Source organism: Halomonas sp. PAMB 3232 (genome assembly GCF_031954225.1).
Classification (GTDB): domain Bacteria; phylum Pseudomonadota; class Gammaproteobacteria; order Pseudomonadales; family Halomonadaceae; genus Vreelandella.
In genome coordinates this window covers 1298641-1317517 of the sequence record NZ_CP134865.1, presented here as the reverse complement: position 1 = coordinate 1317517, position 18877 = coordinate 1298641, and the positions used below count along the sequence as shown (strand labels likewise).

At 60.2% G+C, this 18877-nt stretch carries 10 protein-coding genes; 3 read left to right on the top strand and 7 right to left on the bottom strand.

Going from position 1 to position 18877, the window contains the following annotated elements:
- The first annotated feature begins 92 nt into the window (after positions 1-92).
- Together RN346_RS06045 and RN346_RS06040 are read left to right on the top strand one after the other, a co-directional pair.
- Complete coding sequence (locus tag RN346_RS06045) at positions 93-1505, top strand: MBOAT family protein (RefSeq protein WP_311962450.1); 1413 nt, start codon at positions 93-95, stop codon at positions 1503-1505.
- 78 nt (positions 1506-1583) lie between these two features.
- Positions 1584-2576, top strand: a complete 993-nt coding sequence (locus RN346_RS06040; protein ID WP_311962449.1) for a hypothetical protein — start codon at positions 1584-1586, stop codon at positions 2574-2576.
- Between the two features lie 6 nt (positions 2577-2582).
- Here RN346_RS06040 and RN346_RS06035 read toward each other — a convergent pair whose 3' ends face one another.
- The 7 genes from RN346_RS06035 to RN346_RS06005 all read right to left on the bottom strand — a co-directional run bounded on the left by RN346_RS06035 (position 2583) and on the right by RN346_RS06005 (position 13703).
- Positions 2583-3698 (bottom strand): glycosyltransferase family 4 protein, encoded by a 1116-nt coding sequence (locus tag RN346_RS06035; RefSeq protein WP_311962448.1) that lies wholly within the window; start codon positions 3696-3698, stop codon positions 2583-2585.
- A 6-nt stretch (positions 3699-3704) separates the two neighbouring features.
- Entirely contained in the window at positions 3705-5153 is a 1449-nt protein-coding gene (locus tag RN346_RS06030) for a mannose-1-phosphate guanylyltransferase/mannose-6-phosphate isomerase (protein ID WP_409335786.1), read from the bottom strand.
- A 52-nt stretch (positions 5154-5205) separates the two neighbouring features.
- Positions 5206-6537: an undecaprenyl-phosphate glucose phosphotransferase gene (locus RN346_RS06025; RefSeq protein ID WP_263584522.1), complete on the bottom strand. Its 1332-nt coding sequence runs from the start codon at positions 6535-6537 to the stop codon at positions 5206-5208.
- 57 nt (positions 6538-6594) lie between these two features.
- Complete coding sequence (locus RN346_RS06020) at positions 6595-8112, bottom strand: TolC family outer membrane protein (RefSeq protein ID WP_311962446.1); 1518 nt, start codon at positions 8110-8112, stop codon at positions 6595-6597.
- The gene (locus RN346_RS06015; protein ID WP_311962445.1) at positions 8112-9491 is read right to left on the bottom strand and encodes an HlyD family type I secretion periplasmic adaptor subunit; all 1380 of its coding nucleotides are present in this window, start codon (positions 9489-9491) and stop codon (positions 8112-8114) included. Before RN346_RS06015 ends, RN346_RS06020 begins: the two co-directional genes overlap by 1 nt.
- The gene (locus RN346_RS06010) at positions 9492-11246 is read right to left on the bottom strand and encodes a type I secretion system permease/ATPase (protein ID WP_263584525.1); all 1755 of its coding nucleotides are present in this window, start codon (positions 11244-11246) and stop codon (positions 9492-9494) included. It lies immediately after the preceding gene.
- Positions 11247-11366: 120 nt separating this feature from the next.
- A complete protein-coding gene (locus RN346_RS06005; protein WP_311962444.1) occupies positions 11367-13703 on the bottom strand; it encodes a DUF4214 domain-containing protein in 2337 nt (778 codons plus the stop codon).
- A gap of 320 nt (positions 13704-14023) precedes the next feature.
- Here RN346_RS06005 and RN346_RS06000 point away from each other — a divergent pair, with 320 nt between their 5' ends.
- A complete protein-coding gene (locus RN346_RS06000) occupies positions 14024-18763 on the top strand; it encodes an ExeM/NucH family extracellular endonuclease (RefSeq protein ID WP_311962443.1) in 4740 nt (1579 codons plus the stop codon).
- Positions 18764-18877: the final 114 nt, after the last annotated feature.

The window sequence follows — 18877 nt, the reverse complement described above, 5'->3', positions numbered from 1 at the left end:
CGCGCAGTCATATTCGCCGCACATCGCTATGGTATGCTCACGCCCGCGCTGTGCTTTGGCGCTTTGGCCGGTCAACGTTTGGGCGCTCGCGCATGGTTTTTAGCACACCTTCGTTTCTACTGCTGTATCTGCCCACCGTTTGGCTGATCTATCTGCTACTCGCGCGCTTTGCCCTGCCCCGGCTGCTGCTGGCCTGGCTCGGCGTGGCGTCGCTTCTCTTCTACGCGGTGTGGGACATCCGCTTGCTGCCACTTTTGCTGGCAAGCATTGGCGTCAATTACTGGCTAGCCGGGCGGGTCAGGCAGCGCGGGTGGCTCTGGGTGGGGGTCGCTTTTAATCTTGGCCTGCTTGGCGGGTTCAAGTACTCGGTGTTTCTTTTGTCGGTGCTGCATTTAGCCCCCCACCCGCTGAGCCCACTGGTGCTTCCCCTGGGCATTTCGTTTTTCACCTTTCAGCAGATCGCGTATCTGGTGGACGTTCGCCGGGGCCACGCCCGGCGAGAAATCGGTTCGCTGTACGAAGCCTCGCTGTACGGGGTATTCGTGAGCTTTTTTCCGCAGCTGATCGCCGGGCCAATCGTTCACTATCGTGCCCTGGCACCGCAGCTTTCACGCCTTGGCCGCCCTTCGTCTGCCCAAGTGCGCTTGGGCCTGGTGCTGTTGGCTTTCGGGCTTTGCAAAAAGCTGCTGCTGGCTGACAACCTGGCACCGCTGGTCGAGCGGCTTTTTTCGCTGCCCGCGCACGCCATCGTGGCCGGCGATACGCTGGTGGCGGGCTGGGCCTTTGGGCTACAGCTCTATTTCGATTTTTCCGGCTATGCGGACATGGCGGTGGGGCTTGCGCTCTTGTTTGGCGTTCGGCTGCCGCAAAACTTCGCCTCGCCCTACCGCGCAGCGGACATTCAGGCATTCTGGCGGCGCTGGCACATCACGCTTTCGCGCTTTTTGCGCGACTATCTTTATATTCCTCTGGGCGGCAGCCGACATGGCCTGCCCCGCCACATCGTGGCGCTGATGGTGACAATGCTGCTGGGCGGGCTTTGGCACGGTGCTGGCTGGCAGTTTTTACTCTGGGGCGGGCTACACGGGCTGATGCTGACCGCGCTATTGATGTGGCAACGCGTTGCCTGCGTGCGACTGCCGCGCCCCTTGAGTTGGCTCTTGACGCTTTCGCTGGTCATGCTGGCCTGGGTGCCCTTTCGAGCCGAGAGCCTTTCGCATACCGTCGCGCTCTACGCAGGCCTTGGACAGTGGCAGTGGGGGGCGCTTGGCGATCTTTATCGCGATCTGACCCAGGGCGTTATGGCGCTGGGCACCAGCAGTGCGCTTTTGCTGCTCGGCTCGTTCATCACCTTTTTCACGCCGCGAAGCGCGGTGTGGGCAAGGTGGCTGGCCAAGCCCAAACGCGCCTGGTGGCAAGGCGCGGTAGCCGGCGCTTTTTTCATGGCCGCGGCGAAGGCGATGGTCGATCTGCCAGGCCAGGCCTTTTTGTATTTCAACTTTTGAATGCTGATGACACGACGTTTAGCGATACGCACACAACCAACCACAAAGCGCTTTTGGGCCGGGCTTTTGGCGGGTGCTTTGGGCGCACTGTGCCTTTGGCTTTTGTTGTGGGCGGGCCAGCTGGGGCGCGCTCACCCCAATAACGCGTGGATCGAAGGCGCGCTGAGTTACAAACTGGCCAGGGCCGAGGCACTGCCCTCACCCAAAATCCTGATCGTGGCCGGATCGTCGGCGATGTTCGGTATCGACAGCGGCGCTCTGGAAACCGCCTTCGGGCGCCCCGCCGTCAACCTGGGCGTCAACGCAGGGCTGTCACTACCGGTGATACTGGCAAGCGCCGAGCCGGTCATCGAGGCAGGTGACCTTGTGCTTTTACCGCTCGAGTATTCGCTTTATAACCGCAACGAGGCCGTCTCGGCGTCGCTGGTGCACTGGGCGAACAGCCACCCCGAGGCCCTTTGGGCGCTACCGCTAAAGCGCGCGCTCGGGGTCATTGCGCAGACCTCGCTGCGCCGCCTTCTGGAAGGCTACCGAGGCGTGCCCGAAGGCTTTACGGTCAGCGGCGACTACGGCGCGCATCATCTGGACCGGCGCGGCGACCAGACCGGCACCGCCCGCGCGCGGCGCGAGCCGCGCCACTGGCGTTTTTTAAATTCGCTGCCCGCCGAAACCTACGGTGAAACGGCGCGCCGCGGCCGCTTCGATGGCCAGACGCTACGCGCCTTTCGCGACAGCGTACTCGTTAGGGGCGCCTGCCCGATCTTCCTGCCGGCGCCTTTACTGTACAAGCTGCACTATGCCGACGCCCCTATCGAGGCGGCCTTCTATGCCAACCTTCCAACTCGGGTACGCCGCGCCGGGTTAATGTGGATGGGTACGCCGGAAGCTGCCATGTACGAGGCAGACGACTTTTTCGATACCAACTTCCACTTGGTCGATGAAGCGCGCGCGCGACACACGCAGCGCTTGATCGAGTGGCTTGACGACCAACCCTTCGAACAGTGTCGGCACTATTACCAAACTGCCGTGCCGCCAGGCGCCGGCGACGTTGGGAAGCCTCTGGGGGAGTAATCGGCGCTAGCGGTTCAGGTGCTGCTCCACCAGCGAGAGAATCGCGCGGCGAAAGTTGGCCGTGGCGAAGCGCTCGGCGCTTTGCCGGCACGCGGTGGGTGAGAAAGCGTCCGGCTCGGATCGGCGGCGCTGTTCGAACTGATGAATCCGCTCGATCAAGGCAGCGCTGGTTTGCTCGGCGACCCACAGCCCGGTGGTGTCATCAAGCATGGTCTCGGAAAGCCCTCCTACCCCGTAGCCAATGACCGGTGCGCCGGCGGCTTGGGCTTCCACGGGCAGAATGCCGAAATCCTCCTCGGCCATGAACAAAAACGCACGGGCGCGCTCCAGATAATCCACCAGTACGTCGTCCGGCTGGTAGCCCAGCACGGTCACGTTGGGCCCGGCCATGGCGCTCAGTCGGGCGCGATCCGGGCCGTCGCCAATGACGACCAGGCGTTTATCCGGCAGGCGGTTGAAGGCCTCGATGATCAGGTCGATACGCTTGTACGGCACCATGCGCGAGGCGGTGAGATAAAACTCGTCGCGAGGCTGGTCGTGGCGAAACCGCTCGACCTGTACCGGCGGATAGATCACCTCGGCATCGCGGCGATAACAGCGGGCGATACGCCGCTTGATATAGTGCGAGATCGCAACGAAGTGATCGACTCGCTGCGCGCTGATGAAGTCCCATTGCCGAAGTCGGTGAAGCTGCCAGCGCATCAGCCAGCTCGCCACGCCGCGCTCCTTACCGGTTTGTCGAAGATACTGGTGCTGCATGTCCCAAGCGTAGCGCATCGGGCTGTAGCAGTAGCAGATATGTACGGCGCCCGGGTCGCAGAGCACCCCCTTGGCCACGGCGTGGCTGCTCGACAGAATTAGATCGAAGCCTTTTAAATCGAACTGCTCGATGGCCAGCGGCATCAGCGGCAGATAGCGCCGATAGTGCTTTCGCGCGAAGGGAAGGCGCTGAATGACGCTGGTATGGATGGCTCGCCCTTTGAGCGCGGGCATATCATCAGAGGCCAGGAAATTGACGGTGGTAAAAATTTCCGCCTGGGGAAAGCAGCTTGCAAGCTCGGCCAACGCTTTCTCGGCGCCGGCCCAGGTGGTCAGCCAGTCGTGGACGATCGCGACCTTCATGGCGCGTCAGGGCTCCTGGTCACGACCGTACTTGTCATCAAAGCGCACGATGTCGTCTTCGCCCAGGTAAGACCCGGTTTGCACTTCGATCAGCTTGAGCGCGATGACGCCGGGGTTTTCCAGCCGGTGTACGGTGCCCAACGGTATGTAGGTGGACTGGTCTTCCGAGAGCAGAAAGCTTCTCAATGTGGCGTCGATGCCGGGCGTTTCACCCTGGGTCACCTTCGCGGTACCTTCGACCACGACCCAGTGCTCGGCGCGGTGGTGGTGCATTTGAAGCGACAGCGCCGCCCCGGGTTTAACCACGATCTCCTTGACCTGAAAGCTTTCGGTGATCTCCATGCTACGGTAATGCCCCCAGGGGCGATAGACCGTGCGGTGGAGCTGGCATTCTGGCCGGCCGGCCTCTTTGAGCGCGCTGACGATCTGCTTGGTGTCCTGAGCGTGGTCGCGGTGGGCGACCAGCACGGCGTCGTCGGTTTCCACGACCACTAAATCGCTAACGCCCAGGGTGGCGACCAGCCGCGATTCGCTGTAGACCAGGCTGTTGCGAGTATCGCGAAGCAAAACGTCGCCGCGCACGGCGTTGTGGTGCTCGGGGTCTTTTTCACCACGTAGCGCGTGAAGCGCATCCCAGGCGCCGATATCACTCCAGCCCGGCGACATGGGCACCACCGCCGCCTGACGGGTATGCTCCATTACCGCGTAGTCGATCGATTCGCTGCGACACTGGCCGAAAACGGCCTCGTCGATGCGCAGAAAATCCATATCCTGGGTGCGCGTCTGAAACGCGGCCTGGCAGCTTTCGAGAATATCCGGCGCGTGCTGCGCCAGAGCTTGTAAAAAACGCTCGGCCTTACACAGGAAGATGCCGCTGTTCCAGACGTAATCGCCGCTTTCCAGATACTGCTGGGCGATCTGCTGGGATGGCTTTTCGACGAAAGCCTCCACGGCAAAGCCCTGCAAAAGCGCCTGGCCGCGCTTGATATAGCCGTAGCCAGTATGCGCGCTCGAAGGCGTGATGCCAAAGGTCACCAGCTGCCCCTGGTGGCTAAGCTCCAGCCCTTTTTCGATGGCGTCGGCGAACGCCTGGTTATCCTGAATGACGTGATCCGCCGGCATTACCAGAAGGTCGGCGTCAGGATTCTGTTCGCTTGCCAGCAGCGCTGCCAGGGCAAGCGCTGGTGCGGTATTACGCCCACAGGGCTCGAGAAGGATACGGCTTTGTTTGAAGCCCAGCGCCTGCATCTGCTCGGCGACCAGAAAACGATGCTCCTCGTTGCACACGATCAGCGGCGCCTCGCTCGAGGCGAGGCCTTGCGCACGCAGCGCCGTCTCCTGCAGCAGACTGACATCGTCCTGGTTGAGGTTCAAAAACTGTTTGGGGTAATGCTCGCGGGAAACCGGCCACAGCCTCGAGCCGCTCCCACCGGACAAAATAACCGGTAAAATCATCATTCATCCCGAAAAGCTGTTGGATCTGTTGGCGTTGCAGCGATCCGCCGTATCACGGCTGGCTGTTGGCAAAGCCCCGGGTTAGCGTCATGATCAAGATCTTCAAATCGAGCCCCAGCGACCAGTTATCGATGTAGTAAAGGTCGAACTCGACACGCTTTTGCATCTGCTCCAGGGTATCGGTAGTGCCCCGGTGGCCATTGACCTGGGCCCATCCGGTCATGCCGGGCTTGACCCGGTGGCGCTGCATGTAGTTTTGAATGACGCCCTGGTAGTACTGGTTGTGATCCAGCGCATGGGGGCGCGGTCCGACCAGCGACATGCGCCCCTGGAGCACGTTATAAAGCTGTGGCAACTCATCCAGGCTAGTGCGGCGTAAAAACGCGCCGAGCGGTGTGATGCGGGGGTCTTCCCTGGTGGCCGCCACGGTGGTGCGCGCCTGATGCACACTCATGCTGCGAAACTTGTAGATGCGAAAGCGCTTGCCGTCGATGCCGTGGCGGTGCTGCTTGAACAGCACCGGCCCGCCCATTTTCCATTTAACCAGCGCGGCGATCACCAGCATGACGGGTAAAAAGGCGATGAACAGCACACCGCCTATCAAGCGGTCCTCGATATTTTTGACCAGCCGCAGCGGCGTGCTGTCCAGCGGACTGTAGTTGAGTTCGAGCGAGTAGAGCCCAACGACCTGCACCATACGATGATTGAGCAGGCGAATGTCGGAAAGATCGGGAAAGTAGCGAACGCTAATGGGAATGTCGATCAAACTGGTCGAAACCAGCCGCACCTTGTCGCCGTCGCTTAGCGGGTAGCTCAACCAGATTTCGTCGAAATCGCGGTTGAAGGCGCTGTCATCGACCAGCTCCTTGAGCGTTTGATGAAAGCGGTCCGAGTCGTCGTCGACCTTGGCGCTATGCAGCATATAGCCCGCATTGAGCATCGCCAGCAGATGATCCTTGAGGCGCAGCAGGTTCTCTTCGCGGCCGATGATGACGATACGCTTGCAGTTCTTGCCCTGAGCGCGCAGACGCCGCAGATAAATATAGAGCGCGCCTCGCATGACGCTGCCAAACCCCAGCACCGTCAACGACGACACGCCCATCCAAAGCCGGGAGAAGTTTTGGGTCGTTTGAGTGGCGACCAGCAGAAGGCTGATCAATACGATCGTGATGCACCAGCTCAGCGCGTAGGCGCCCAGCATCGAGTAAAGGCTACGGCCGCGCCAGGGCTGATAAAGCCCCAAAAGCTCACCTACGGCAGGCAGCAGCAGGCTGCCGATCACCATGATGAACATATACTCTTCGCCGTGATAGGTGATATTGGGCATCACCCACAGCGCGATCCACGACACGACCAGCGCAATGCCTGCATCGAAGCAGCGCATGGCGCGTCTTAGCCAATCGTTATGCGGAGCCCCCTTCAACCCACTCATGCAACGGCGTTATCCCTGACTGGTGACCGTTAGATCCGTGAAAGACAGCAAGAGCGTCATGATATCGCTCAAATCCTGGCTCGAGAGATCACCGACTGCGGACTGCAGTGCCAGGCTATCGAGCGCGTATTCACCGATGGTGTCGACGTACTGAATGCGCTGATCGTACAGGCTTGCCCGGGCGTCCAGCACGTCGACCAGATCGCGAAGGCCCAACTGCTCGCCGCGCTCGGCGGCGTCGAGAAACAGCTGGCTGGATTCGATGGCTTGGCTGAGGGCCTGAACGCGGCGCACATGGCCGTTCAATGAGCGAAGGCGTTGGCGAACTTCCTGAACCGCCAGGTTGAGCTGGTTGTCCAGATCGGCCTGGCTTGCATCGATGCGTCGCTCCCCCTGGCGCACGTTCGCCGTGGTATAGCCGCCGCGATAGATGGGCACGCTGACCTCGACGCTTGCCCGGTAGTCCTCGCTTTCGCGCAGCGCGTCGTCGCTTTGGCGATCCGAATAGGAGAGGTTCAGGTTGAGTTCCGGGAAATAGCCCGCTCGCCGGGTGCTGGCATCGGCGGTCGCGATGCGCGCCTGTTCAGCGGCCAGCTGCACATCCAGATTTTGCCCTGCGCGCGCGATCCACGCCTGCGGGTCGCCCCACTCCTGGTTGAGGGTGGCGCTTGAAAGCTCACCCACGCCCAGCGAGCTGAACTCGGGGAAAGTGCCGGTCAAACGCTCGAGCGTACTGAGTGCGTTGTTCAGCTCGTTTTCGGCCTGAACCGCGTCAGAGACGGCCTGGTCGAGGCGCGACTGCGCCTCATAAAGATTGATGCGATCACCAATGCCCAGGTCATAAGCGCGCTGAGCCTGGCGCACCTGAAGCTCGAGAGACTCCTGCTGCGATTTCAAAAGCCCCAGGCGCTGGGTGGCAAGGTACGCCTGAATGTAGGCCTCGGCTACCTGCAGCGCTAAATCGCGCTCGACCACCGCAAGCTGAAGCTCGGCGGCGCTGACCTGTGCCTGAGCGACATTCACGCCGCGCCAGCGCTCGAGGCTGAAAAGCGGCTGCTGGAGCTGAAGCCCCCAGACGTTCTCCTCGATTTCACCGGGGCGCTGGGCGGGCTGGTCGAGGCCGAAGTCGTCCGGCGAGGTTTGAATGTTGGTGGAATCCTGCCAAAGATAAGAACCCGACGCCGAGACCTGGGGCAGCAGCTGCGAGCGCGCCATGGGCACTTCTTCCTGCGTGGCCGCAAGCTCGAAACGCTGACGGGAAAGATCCGCATCGTGCTCCAAAGCGCTTGCGAACAGCCCCGGCAGCGAAGGCAGCGTCGGGGCCTGATGTGCATCGGCCTGGCCCGGGCGCGCGTCCAGCGCCGCCAGCTCGTCCAGCGCGCTTTGCTCGGCCAGAGGGGCGGCCATCGAATCGCCCGCTGGCCCGCCCTGCTGGGCGTAGACCGACACGCTGGTCACGCCCAACATCAATCCCACCAGTACGCCTTGCCTGCGGGTAATGCTCTTTCGAATCGGCGAAAAACGCATTAGTCCTCCTGCATGGCGCGGGCCAGCATGTCGGTGACAGGCTTGGCGATATAGCTTGCGAACGTGCGCTCGCCGGTGCGCAGCATGACTTCTGCCGGCATGCCGGAAAGAAGCTGCATCTGTTCGCTCATCTGTTCGTGGCCGGCTTCGGTGACGCGAACGCGGGCGCGGTAGTAGCGCTGACCGGTCGCCTCGTCTTCGAAGCTGTCGGCGCTGACGTAGATGACCTCACCGTCGATTTCATCGGTCAGGCGCTGGTTGAAGGCGCTAAAGCGGATTTCGGCAAACTGGCCGATGTAGATATTGTCGATATCGCGCGTGGGAATACGTGCCTCCACGACGAAGCCGTCATTGTTGGGCACGATATCCATGATTGCATCGCCCGGGCGAATGACCGCGCCGACGGTGTGAATTTGACGACCCACCACGGTGCCGGAGACAGGCGCCGTGACGACGGTGCGCTCGACCTGATCGCCGAGCGAAATGATCTGCTCTTCGGCCTGGGCGATTTGCGCCTGGGCCTGACGCAGCTGCTCGCCGACTTCCTTTTGAAACTCCTGCTGCTGAATTTCGCGCTGCATGCGATTTTCGCTGATCTGCGAGCGCAGCTGGGCGATGTTGGCCTGGAACTCGGCGTTTTCGCCTTCGTATTGAAGAACCTGGCGCTCGAGCTCACGCAAGCGCTGGTTGTCGCCCAACCCTTCCCGGTAGAGCGAGCGGAAATCATCCGCCTCAGAGCGCAGCGACGAAATACGGCGTGTATTGACACTGGAGCGCTCTCGCAGACCTTCGATTTGCTCCTGCATCTGCACGATCTGCTCATCAAGCGACTGTAGCGTACTTTCCAACGACTGTTTGCGCGCGGCGAACAGGCTCTGCTGAACGGCAATCACTTGCTGAACGCGAGGGTTATCTGCATCCTGGATATCTTCAGGAATTTGCATCGTATCGGCGCCTTCCTGCTCGGCGAGCAGACGCGCTTCCATGGCGCGGTTGATCAAAAACTGCGAACGCGCGATTTCGAGCTGCGAACGGGCCTGGGTGTCGCTTAACACCACCAGCGTATCGCCGGCTTCGACGGTATCGCCATCGTCGACGAGAATCTCGCGCACGATGCCACCTTCGAGATGCTGAACGGTACGCTTGAACGATTCGATCGATACGCTGCCCGGTGCGACCACGGCAATCGCCAGCGACGCCGTGACCGACCATAAAATGAAACCGCCGAGAGCAAAAATCAAAATGGCGTAGCCAAGCTTGCGGTAGCCCTTGTCGCTGGTGGGCAGCTTCTCGGTAGCCTCGCCATCGATGGTAGTGGGGCCCTTGGGGGTGACGTCGATCTCGCCCTGAGAGGTGAGATCGCGCTTATCGTTACTCATTTACGACTCCTCGCCCTGACGCCCGCCGGAAATGGCGGACAAGCGGGCTGAACTCTGCTGACCGACCTGCTTGTTCGGTTTTTTGGCGAATTGCGCCAGCACCTGATCGCGCGGGCCGAACATGCTGACCTGCCCTTCTTTCATCACCAGAAGCTTGTCCATGTTCTTGAGGACGTTGGTGCGGTGGCTAATGACGAACAGCGTCACGCCTTCGCTTTTGAGCAGCGCAATGGTCTGGCCGAGCGCCCGCTCACCGGCGTCGTCCAGGTTGGCGTTGGGTTCGTCCAGCACGACGAAGACCGGGTCGCCATACAGCGCTCGGGCCAGCCCCACGCGCTGGCGCTGGCCGCCGGAGAGCGCGCCGCTGGTAGATGAAATAACGGTATCGTAACCGTTGGGCAGCTCGAGAATCATTTCGTGCACGCCGGCCTTGCGCGCAGCCTCGACGACCTTTTTGGAATCGATGTCGCCAAAGCGGGCGATGTTTTCGCTAATGGTGCCGTCGAAAAGCTCGATGTCCTGGGGCAGATAGCCAATGTAGGGGCCGATCTCGTCGCGGTTGTACTGGGTGATGACCCCGCCATCCAAACGAACGTCGCCCACCTGGGAGGGCCAGATGCCTAACAGCACACGGGCCAGCGTCGATTTACCCGCGGCACTCGGGCCGATGATGCCGATATGCTCGCCGCTGGGCACGCTGAAATTGATCCCACGAATGGTGGCCATGCGCACGCCAGGCGGCGCCGCTGCAACGTTTTCCAGCGCGATATCGCCCTTGGGTGCAGGCAGCGACATCTTGCGCTGCTCGCTGGGAATTTGCGTTAGCAGCTCATTCAAACGCCCGTAGGCGCCGCGGGCGCTGACGAAGCTTTTCCAGCCGCCGATCATTTGGTCGATCGGTGCCAGTGCACGTCCCATCAAAATGGAGCCGGCAATCATCATGCCCGGGCTCATTTCGCCTTCCAGCACCAAAAGTGCCCCTAGCCCCAGAATGAGCGACTGAAACATCAGCCGCATCACTTTCGACACGTTGGTCAAGGCACCGGCGCGGTCGCTGGCCTTGGACTGCTTTGCCAAAAATTCGTGGTGGCGCTTCGACCAGCGACCCATGATACCGGGCAGCATGCCCATGGCGTGAAGCACTTCGGCGTTGCGCAGGTTGGAGTTGGCGAGATTCTGCGCTTGGATATGTTCGCTGTTGGCATCCGCCATCAGCGTTTTGGTGGACTTTTCGTTCGCCACCGCCAGTGCGAGCAAAATGATGCCCGCGCAGGTGGCGAAAATGCCAAGCCACGGGTGAAACAGAAACAGTACGCCCAGGTACACCGGCACCCAGGGAGCATCGAAAAAGGCAAACAGCCCGTTGCCGGTCAGAAACTGGCGCAGGCTGGTCAAGTCGTTCAAGGGCTGCGCGCTTTGGCTGCCCTGGGCAAACAGGCTTCTGCGGAACATGGCGCTGTAGAGGCGCTCGTTGATCGACGTATCCAGCCGGTTACCTACGCGTACCAGCATCCGCGAGCGTACGAGTTCGAGCCCGCCCATGACCATGAAAAGAAACACGACCACCAGGGTGAGCATCAAAAGGGTATCGAAGCTTTGAGTAGTCAAAACACGATCGTATACCTGAAGCATGTACATCGGCGGTACGAGCATCAGCAGGTTGACGAACATGCTGAAAAAACCGACCGACATGAACGAACCCTTGCAGGCTTTCAACGCCCGCTGCAGGTCCGTTGCTTCCTGTTGCTTTGACATGGAAGGATCACCGTAATTTCGAGAAAATCGTGCGAGGCAGAATCGCGAAAGCATAACAGAAGCGCCCCTGCCAGGGGTAGGGGCGCGGGTTCAGCCTGCTGCCTTACTCTGAAGAACACATCATGCCAACAGCATGCTTTCCTGAGACTCCACGAAGCCCAGCATGACAGTTGCCTGATCGACGCCACCGGCCATTTCATCGAGCCAGTACTGCTTGCCCGCCGCATCGGCCTCTCGCTCGAATACGTTGGCGTACATCAAATCGATGAAAGCATCGTTCTGAAGGCTGCCGTTTTGCTGCTGAAACTCTTCTGATGCGAGGAAGCCGTGGGCGATATCGATCAGCTCGAACTCTTCGCTGATATCCAGCCAATAGCCAAGCCCTTGGCCATCGGCATCGCGATCGAAAGCGGCATCGTAAAGACGCAGCAGCGGATCGACGGCGTCAGACAATACGGCGTCGTCGCGCACCGCCAGATTCTGAATGCGCATGTCCTCACTTGCCGGCGTCTCGACCTCGCTAAAGGGCGTTTCGCTGTACGTGGCACCCATGTATTCGGCGAAGGCGTCCTGCTCGGTGCCGTTATCGGCGAAATCGAACTTGCCCTCCAACGTGTAGGCATCCACCAGGTCGACGCGGTCGATATAGACCCCCTCGCCCAGCGGATAGCCGTCGCCGCCGTCGGCCATGAAACCCAGCGTCACGACCTTGATGGTGTCCTCGGCGTTCCCTACCAAACGGCCGTTAGCTACCAGTACATCGTGAATTTCGCCATTTTCCTTGAGAACCGCAGCGCTCTGGATACGCTCGCCGGCAGGCTGGTCCCAATCGAAGCTGTATTGAATACCGCCGACCTGGGCAAACTGGCCCGCCGTGACGTTGGGCGCCGAGGCCGCCACGGCGTGCTCGAGCACCTCCACCAGCGTGCTGCGCGAAACGGTCAAAATAGTCAGATCGTTGTTAAAGCGAAGCGATGACGCGGCGTCGAGCTGCGATACCCCGCCTTCGGGCTTACCGATAACCGGGTTGGCGCCGGGCGGCTGGTAGCTTTGCTCGCTGTCGCCGCCCTGAACGACGACTTCTCCAATCGGCTCGCGAATGCCGCCGCCGTTTTTGAACGAGACCATGACGTCGCTATCGAGCTTTCGCGCATACCAAAGGTTGGCATCGGCGGTAAGATTTCCCAGGTTCGTCTCTTCGGTGCGCACCGAGCCTCGCTCGCCTACCAGATACACATCGGTCAGGCCCAGAATATTGCCATCCTGTTCAGCGACGAATTCACCAACGGCGCCTACCAGTTCCTGAGCGACCTGGCCCTTGGTGCCGTCAGCGAATGCGGCTTCCAGGCTCCCCCACAGCGCTTCGACCTGTGCATCGGTCGAGGCAAAAATGCCGGAAGTCGCCGGGTTGATCGATTCGGGAAGAAGATGGCCGTTCTCGTCGAATTCGACCACCAGCTGCGCCACGTAGCGCCAGCCAGCATCGGTGTTGACGATGGCCACATCACGACCCGAAGCGTCCTGGGTCAGGATGGGGTAGGACTTGTAGGGCTCGGCCGCGCCGGGGAAAAGGCCGCGGTCGATATCTTCTTGGTCGGCCAGCAGTGAATCCGAGCCGCCGGCGATGACGATATCGACACCGTCGAGCAGCGTGGCAAGCTCTTCCTCGAACTGAATCTGCTGCAGGTGCGAGCTCAGAATGATCTTGTTAACGCCACGGCCTTCGAGTTCGTCGATTACGGGCTGAATGACACCCGCCAGCGCCTGCATATCGTTGCTACCGCCGGTAATGACATCGACATCGCCGGTAGAAGAGATGCTTTCCAGAATCTGGGTGGTGATACCGATGATGCCGATCTGCTCGCCGCCGGCCTCGGCGATGACCGCTGGCGCCAGTTTGGGCTTGTCGGCGCCTGCCAGCACCTCGGCAAGCGTTGCCTGAAACGCCTCGTTGGAGAGGATTTCGCTGGTGGCCAGACCGCTCAAGCTCGAGTCGTTGGAGAAATCCAGGTTCGCGGAAAGATACGGGAATTGGGCACCCAGCCACTCTACATCGGCGGCGCTGCTGCCGCCTGTGACCGGTGCGATCATGTCGGCGATCAAACCGGTACCCAGATCGAACTCGTGGTTGCCAAGCGTTACCGCCGCGGCGTCGAGTAAATCCATCAGCAGCACTTCGACCCGCCCCGAAGCCGCCGTGATACCGCTCATGGAACCGGCTTCTAAACCGTAGACGTCTTCGACCGCCGCTTGAAAAGCGGACTGTAAACTCGCCTCCGCTGCGGCGTTCAGATACGGCCCCGGTAGTACCAAATCGCCGGAGCTTACGAACAGGCTGTTGGCGTACTGATCTTCAAGATAATCGACGATTGAAACGAAGTTCGGTGCGTTGAGCAGGTCGCCGCCGCCCCCTTCCATATCCGAGGCGTGCAGAAGCTGTAGCTGAAAGTTGCTCATGTTCGATCCCTTCAATTTTTAGTAGCGGTTGGCCAAGCGAGCTTACAAAGCGAAGAGATACTAGCGAGCTAACAATGACGAAAAGATGACACTTTCGATAAATCTCACTCGATACGGATCTGACCAATCGAGGAAAAAGACGCCGAAATTCATTTATTTGAAATAAAAGCCCAACCATCACGTCACGGTAACGACACATTTAACCGATACGTTGTTTCACTCATTCGTAACAACCAGAAAACTTAAGCAACAAAAAATGAAATTGTTATTTTCTCTCTATTTTTTATAACTATTGCGTAACTGCTCTTGGGGCTTTCTCGATGGACTACCAAACGATCGTCACTTCGCTTTATCAAACACTTCTGCTACGCCAACCCGATGAATACGGGTTGAGTTATTGGGTCGAGCAGCTGGAGAACGGCACGCTCGATACCGGCGGTGTCGCGCAGAATTTTATGATGGGCAACGAATTCGATACCGCTATTCAACCAATCGTCGATCTTTACCAAACGTACTTGCTACGCCCGGCCGACATCGACGGCCTCGCTTACTGGGTGGAAATGCATCGCCAGGGGGTGAGCATCGACGAGATCGCCGCCAGCCTGCAAAGCTCGGCAGAGTTTGACGCGATCGCCACTCAGGAGTCGACGCTCTGGTTGAACCAGGCTTACTCAGCCTTTTTAGGGCGCTCGCCGGATGCCGAAAGCACCGACTTTTGGCTTGCCCAGCTCGCCTCGGGCGTTTCCAGATCAGACGTTGCGCGGACCCTGGCACAAAGCTATGAAAGCCAGCAGTTAAAGTCTGCCCAAACGCTTTCAACCTTGAGCAACACCGATACCGCCAGTGCCGACTTCGAAGCAGTATTGGGCGATATCACTCGCCGTATCGAAGATGAAGCCACAACGCCCATCGAACAGCCTGACCAACCGGTCGAAGAGCCCGAAGCGCCGGTCGAAGAGCCTGATGAACCAATCGAGGAACCCGAGGAGCCTGAAGCACCGATCGAAGAACCCGATGAGCCTGTTGAAGAACCAGAAGAGCCCATCGAGGAGCCCGAGGAGCCGGTCGAAGAACCAGAAGAGCCCATCGAGGAGCCTGAGGAGCCTGTCGAAGAACCAGAAGAGCCGGTCGAGGAGCCCGAGGAGCCGATCGAAGAACCCGAGCAGACGCCACAGCCCGATTTTCAATTCGGCGAACGCTACTTCAAGGGCGCGTCCGACGCTTCCGCCGCCGTCGCTATTAGCGAGACGCTCATGCTGGTCGCCGACGATGAAGACCAGACGCTGCGCCTTTTTGACCGTGAGGCCGGCGGCGAGCCGATCAAATCGTTCGATCTCAACCAGGCGCTGGGGCTAAGCGAGGGTCAGGAAGCGGACCTCGAAGCCGTAGCGACTCATCAAGGGGTTCAATACTGGCTGGGCTCGCACCAGAGCGGTCAGCGCTCGATGGTGTTCGCAACAGACGTCACCGGCAGCGGCGACGATCTCGAGATCAATGTGGTCGGCCAGTTCACGAATCTCAATGAGCAGCTCTTGAGCTGGGACAGAGGTAATGGCCATGGGCTTGGCGAAAGTGCGCTGAAGCTCGACTTGGGCATTAACATCGAAGGCGCGGTGTTCATCGACGATGCGCTCTATCTTGGGCTGCGCGCGCCGCTGGATGATGGCTTTGCACAGCTCATCCCGGTCGAGAACGCCGTCGAGCTCGTGAGCGGTTCGGCGCTTGAAGCCGACTTCGGCACCCCGCTTCGACTGGACCTGGACGGCCGTGCGGTGCGCGCCATTGAGCCCGCCGGCGATCAGGGCTACCTGATTCTGGCCGGCCCTGAAGACGACAGCCTGGAAACGGGGTTTGGCCTCTATTTCTGGGACGGCGATCACGCGGTGCGTGAAATCGAAGGCGTCGATCTCAACACGATACCCCAAGCCATTGGCGCCAAGCCCGAAGCGCTTTTCGATATCGCGATCAGCGATGAAGGCGTATCCGCCAGTGTGCTGTTCGATAGCGGCACCGTGGACTGGTTCGAGGATGGCCGCGAATCCAAGGATCTACCCGACACTCAACAGCAGTTCATTGGCCTCGATATCGCCTTCGATGCGCTGCCAGATACGACCCCTCGCCCCGGCGATATCGCCGTAATCGCGGTCAGCGGCAGCGATAAGGAGTTCCAATTCATAGCGCTCAAGGGCATCGCAGAAGGCGCCGAGATCACTTTCACCGACTCTGGCTGGCAGGAAGATGGCTTTCGCGCCACTGAAGGCGCCGTCAAATGGACCGCTCCGGAAGGCGGCGTAGCACCGGGCACGGTGGTCTCTTATCTTCAAAACGCCGATCAGTTTACCAACGCCAACAGCGCCGCCGTAGGCAATAACGGCTTTAACCTATCGACCAGTGGCGATCAGGTCATCGCTTTCGTCGGCGAGGACACTGCCCCATCGTTTATCTACGCGGTACAAACCAATAGCGGCGAGTGGCAAGCGACGGCGTCGAACTCCAACGACTCCGGCCTACCTTCGGGCCTTGAAGAGGGCTATACCGCAGTTGCGGTCGGTCAGGCACGCAATGCCGCCTTTAATAGCGACGGCTACGGCACTGCTGAAGAACTTTTGGCCGCCATTGCTAACCCCGATAACTGGGAATTCGCCAGTAGCGCCATGCCCGACGGGCTGACCCAGACCTTTCGCATCGGCACAATGGAGGCACCCTATGTACCGGGCGAGGCCGATATCGGGCTTGCCATCACCGAAATTTGGCCCGGCCAGTCTGGCTCGGATATCACCGAAGACTGGTTCGAGATTACCAACCGCTCCGATGAGACGCTGGATTTCACAAGCTCGCCGCTTTACTACGACGACGACAGCGCCTCGCCTCAGGATGCCGTGCGCATCGAAGGGCTGACCACGCTGGCGCCGGGTGAATCCGCCATCGTCATCGTTGACGGTGGCTTCGACTCGGTCGCCGAGTTCCGTGCCGCCTGGAGCAACCTGAGCGGTATCGAGTCGCTCAAGATCGGTTTCGCCGATGACGCCGCAGGCCTTGGCAGCAGCGGCGATGCCGTCACGCTTTGGCAGGGTGACCCGCGACTGGACGGCAACCGCATTGGTTTCGAAGTCTACCCGGACACGTCTGATCACGATGCGGCGTCCTGGAACGTCGACCGCCAGGCCTTTACGCAGCCGGACGAAGAAGGCGCGCTCGCCTCCAGCGCATTGGGAGGTGACGGTAACGATATGCCCGCCCTCGCCTCCCCGGGCGTGGCGATCGAACCCGAGCCCGAGATCACGCTGATCTCGACGGTACAAGGCGAAGGCGGCACCAGCGCGCTGGATGGCGAAAGCGTTACGCTGGAAGCGATCGTCACCATGGTGACACCCGGTCTTGACGGCTTCTTCCTTCAGGAAGAAGACGCAGACAACGACGATAACCCGAATACCTCGGAGGGTATCTTCGTCTACGCCGGTAGCGGCAGTGCCGAGTGGCTGGCCACGCTTTCGGCCGGCGATCAAATTCGTATCGGTGGCACGGTGTCGGAGTATTACGATAAAACCCAGCTGACCGCCGAGCGTTCGAGCCTGAAGATTCTCCAACACGATCAGCCGCTGCCGCAAAGCAAGGTCATCAAGCTGCCGTTCGCCAACAAGCAAGGCTTGGAAGCGTTTGAAGGCATGCGAGTTGCCATCGAAGCGATGGACGGCCAGCCGCTGGTCGTCACCGAGCTTTACGAACTGGGTCGTTATGGCGAGGTAACGCTTTCCGCAGGTGGGCGCCTGGAGCAGTTCACCGAGGTCAATGCGCCGAGTGTCGAGGGCTACCAGGCGTGGCTTGAAGACGCCGAGGCGCGCACCATCAAGCTCGATGACGCCAACTCGTCCCAGAATCCGGACCCGATCATTCATGGGCGTGGCGGAGAAGAGCTTTCCGCCTCCAACCCGCTGCGTGGGGGCGATACGCTCGAGACGCTGGACGGGGTGCTGGACTTCAACTTTGGCGAGTGGAAAGTTCAAAATGTCGAAGGCCTGGACTTCCAGGGTTCTGATCGCCCGACCGCGCCGGACGTTGAGGCTCTGGGCGATGCGACCATCAAGGTAGCCTCGTTCAACGTACTCAACTACTTCAATACGCTGGGCGATAGCGGCCAACCCACACGCACGCTGGATGGCACTACGCATTCACCGCGTGGCGCTGACAACGCCGAAGAGTTCGCCCGCCAGGAAGCCAAGATCGTCGAAGCCATCAATACCAGCGGCGCTGATGTGCTGGGATTGATGGAGATCGAGAACAACGGTTATGGCGAGGACAGCGCGCTGGCAAGCCTGGTCAACGCGCTCAATGCCGACATCGCCGCCAAAGGCATCGAAGGGATCACCTGGGCGTACAGCATTCCGCGTGACGGCGACGGTAATATCGTCAGCGCCGGCGATGATGCCATCACCGTGGGCGTCATTTATAACAGCCAGGCGGTCACCCCCGAAGGCTCCGCCGCGACCACTACCGAGGGCGCGTTTGGTTATGGCAACCGCCCGCCGGTGATGCAGACGTTCAGCGATGAAAACGGTGAACAGTTCTCGGTGGTGGTGAACCACTTCAAATCCAAGGGCAGCGTGATCAACGGCGAGGACGCCATTGGCGACGGCCAGGGCAACAACAACCCGACGCGGGTCGAGGCGGCGAAGGAGCTCATGGCGTGGCTTGAAACCAACCCCACCGGCAGCAGCGATCAGGACGTGCTGATTCTGGGCGACTTGAACGCTTATGCGATGGAAGATCCCATCATGGCGCTGGTTGAGGGCGGGTTCGAGCTGCTCGACGATGACTACAGCTACGTGTTCGATGGTTTCTGGGGCTCGCTCGATCACGCTCTGGCAAGCGAATCTCTCGCCGGCCAGGTCACGGGCACCACTACCTGGCACATCAACGCGGATGAAGCGAGTGCACTGGATTACAACACCGATTTCACCAGCGAGCGCCAGGATGAAAACCTGTACGCGCCGGATGCGTTTAGAAGCTCCGACCACGACCCCATTTTGGTCGGCCTGAATCTGGGCGGCGGCGAGTTCTAACCCCTCATTGACTCCACCATTAGCCCCCGCACCCGCGGGGGCTTTTTCGTGGGTACCCTCTAGCGGTAACCGGTCAAGGTAATGCTAAACTCGCTCGCACACGCAAGGCACCAT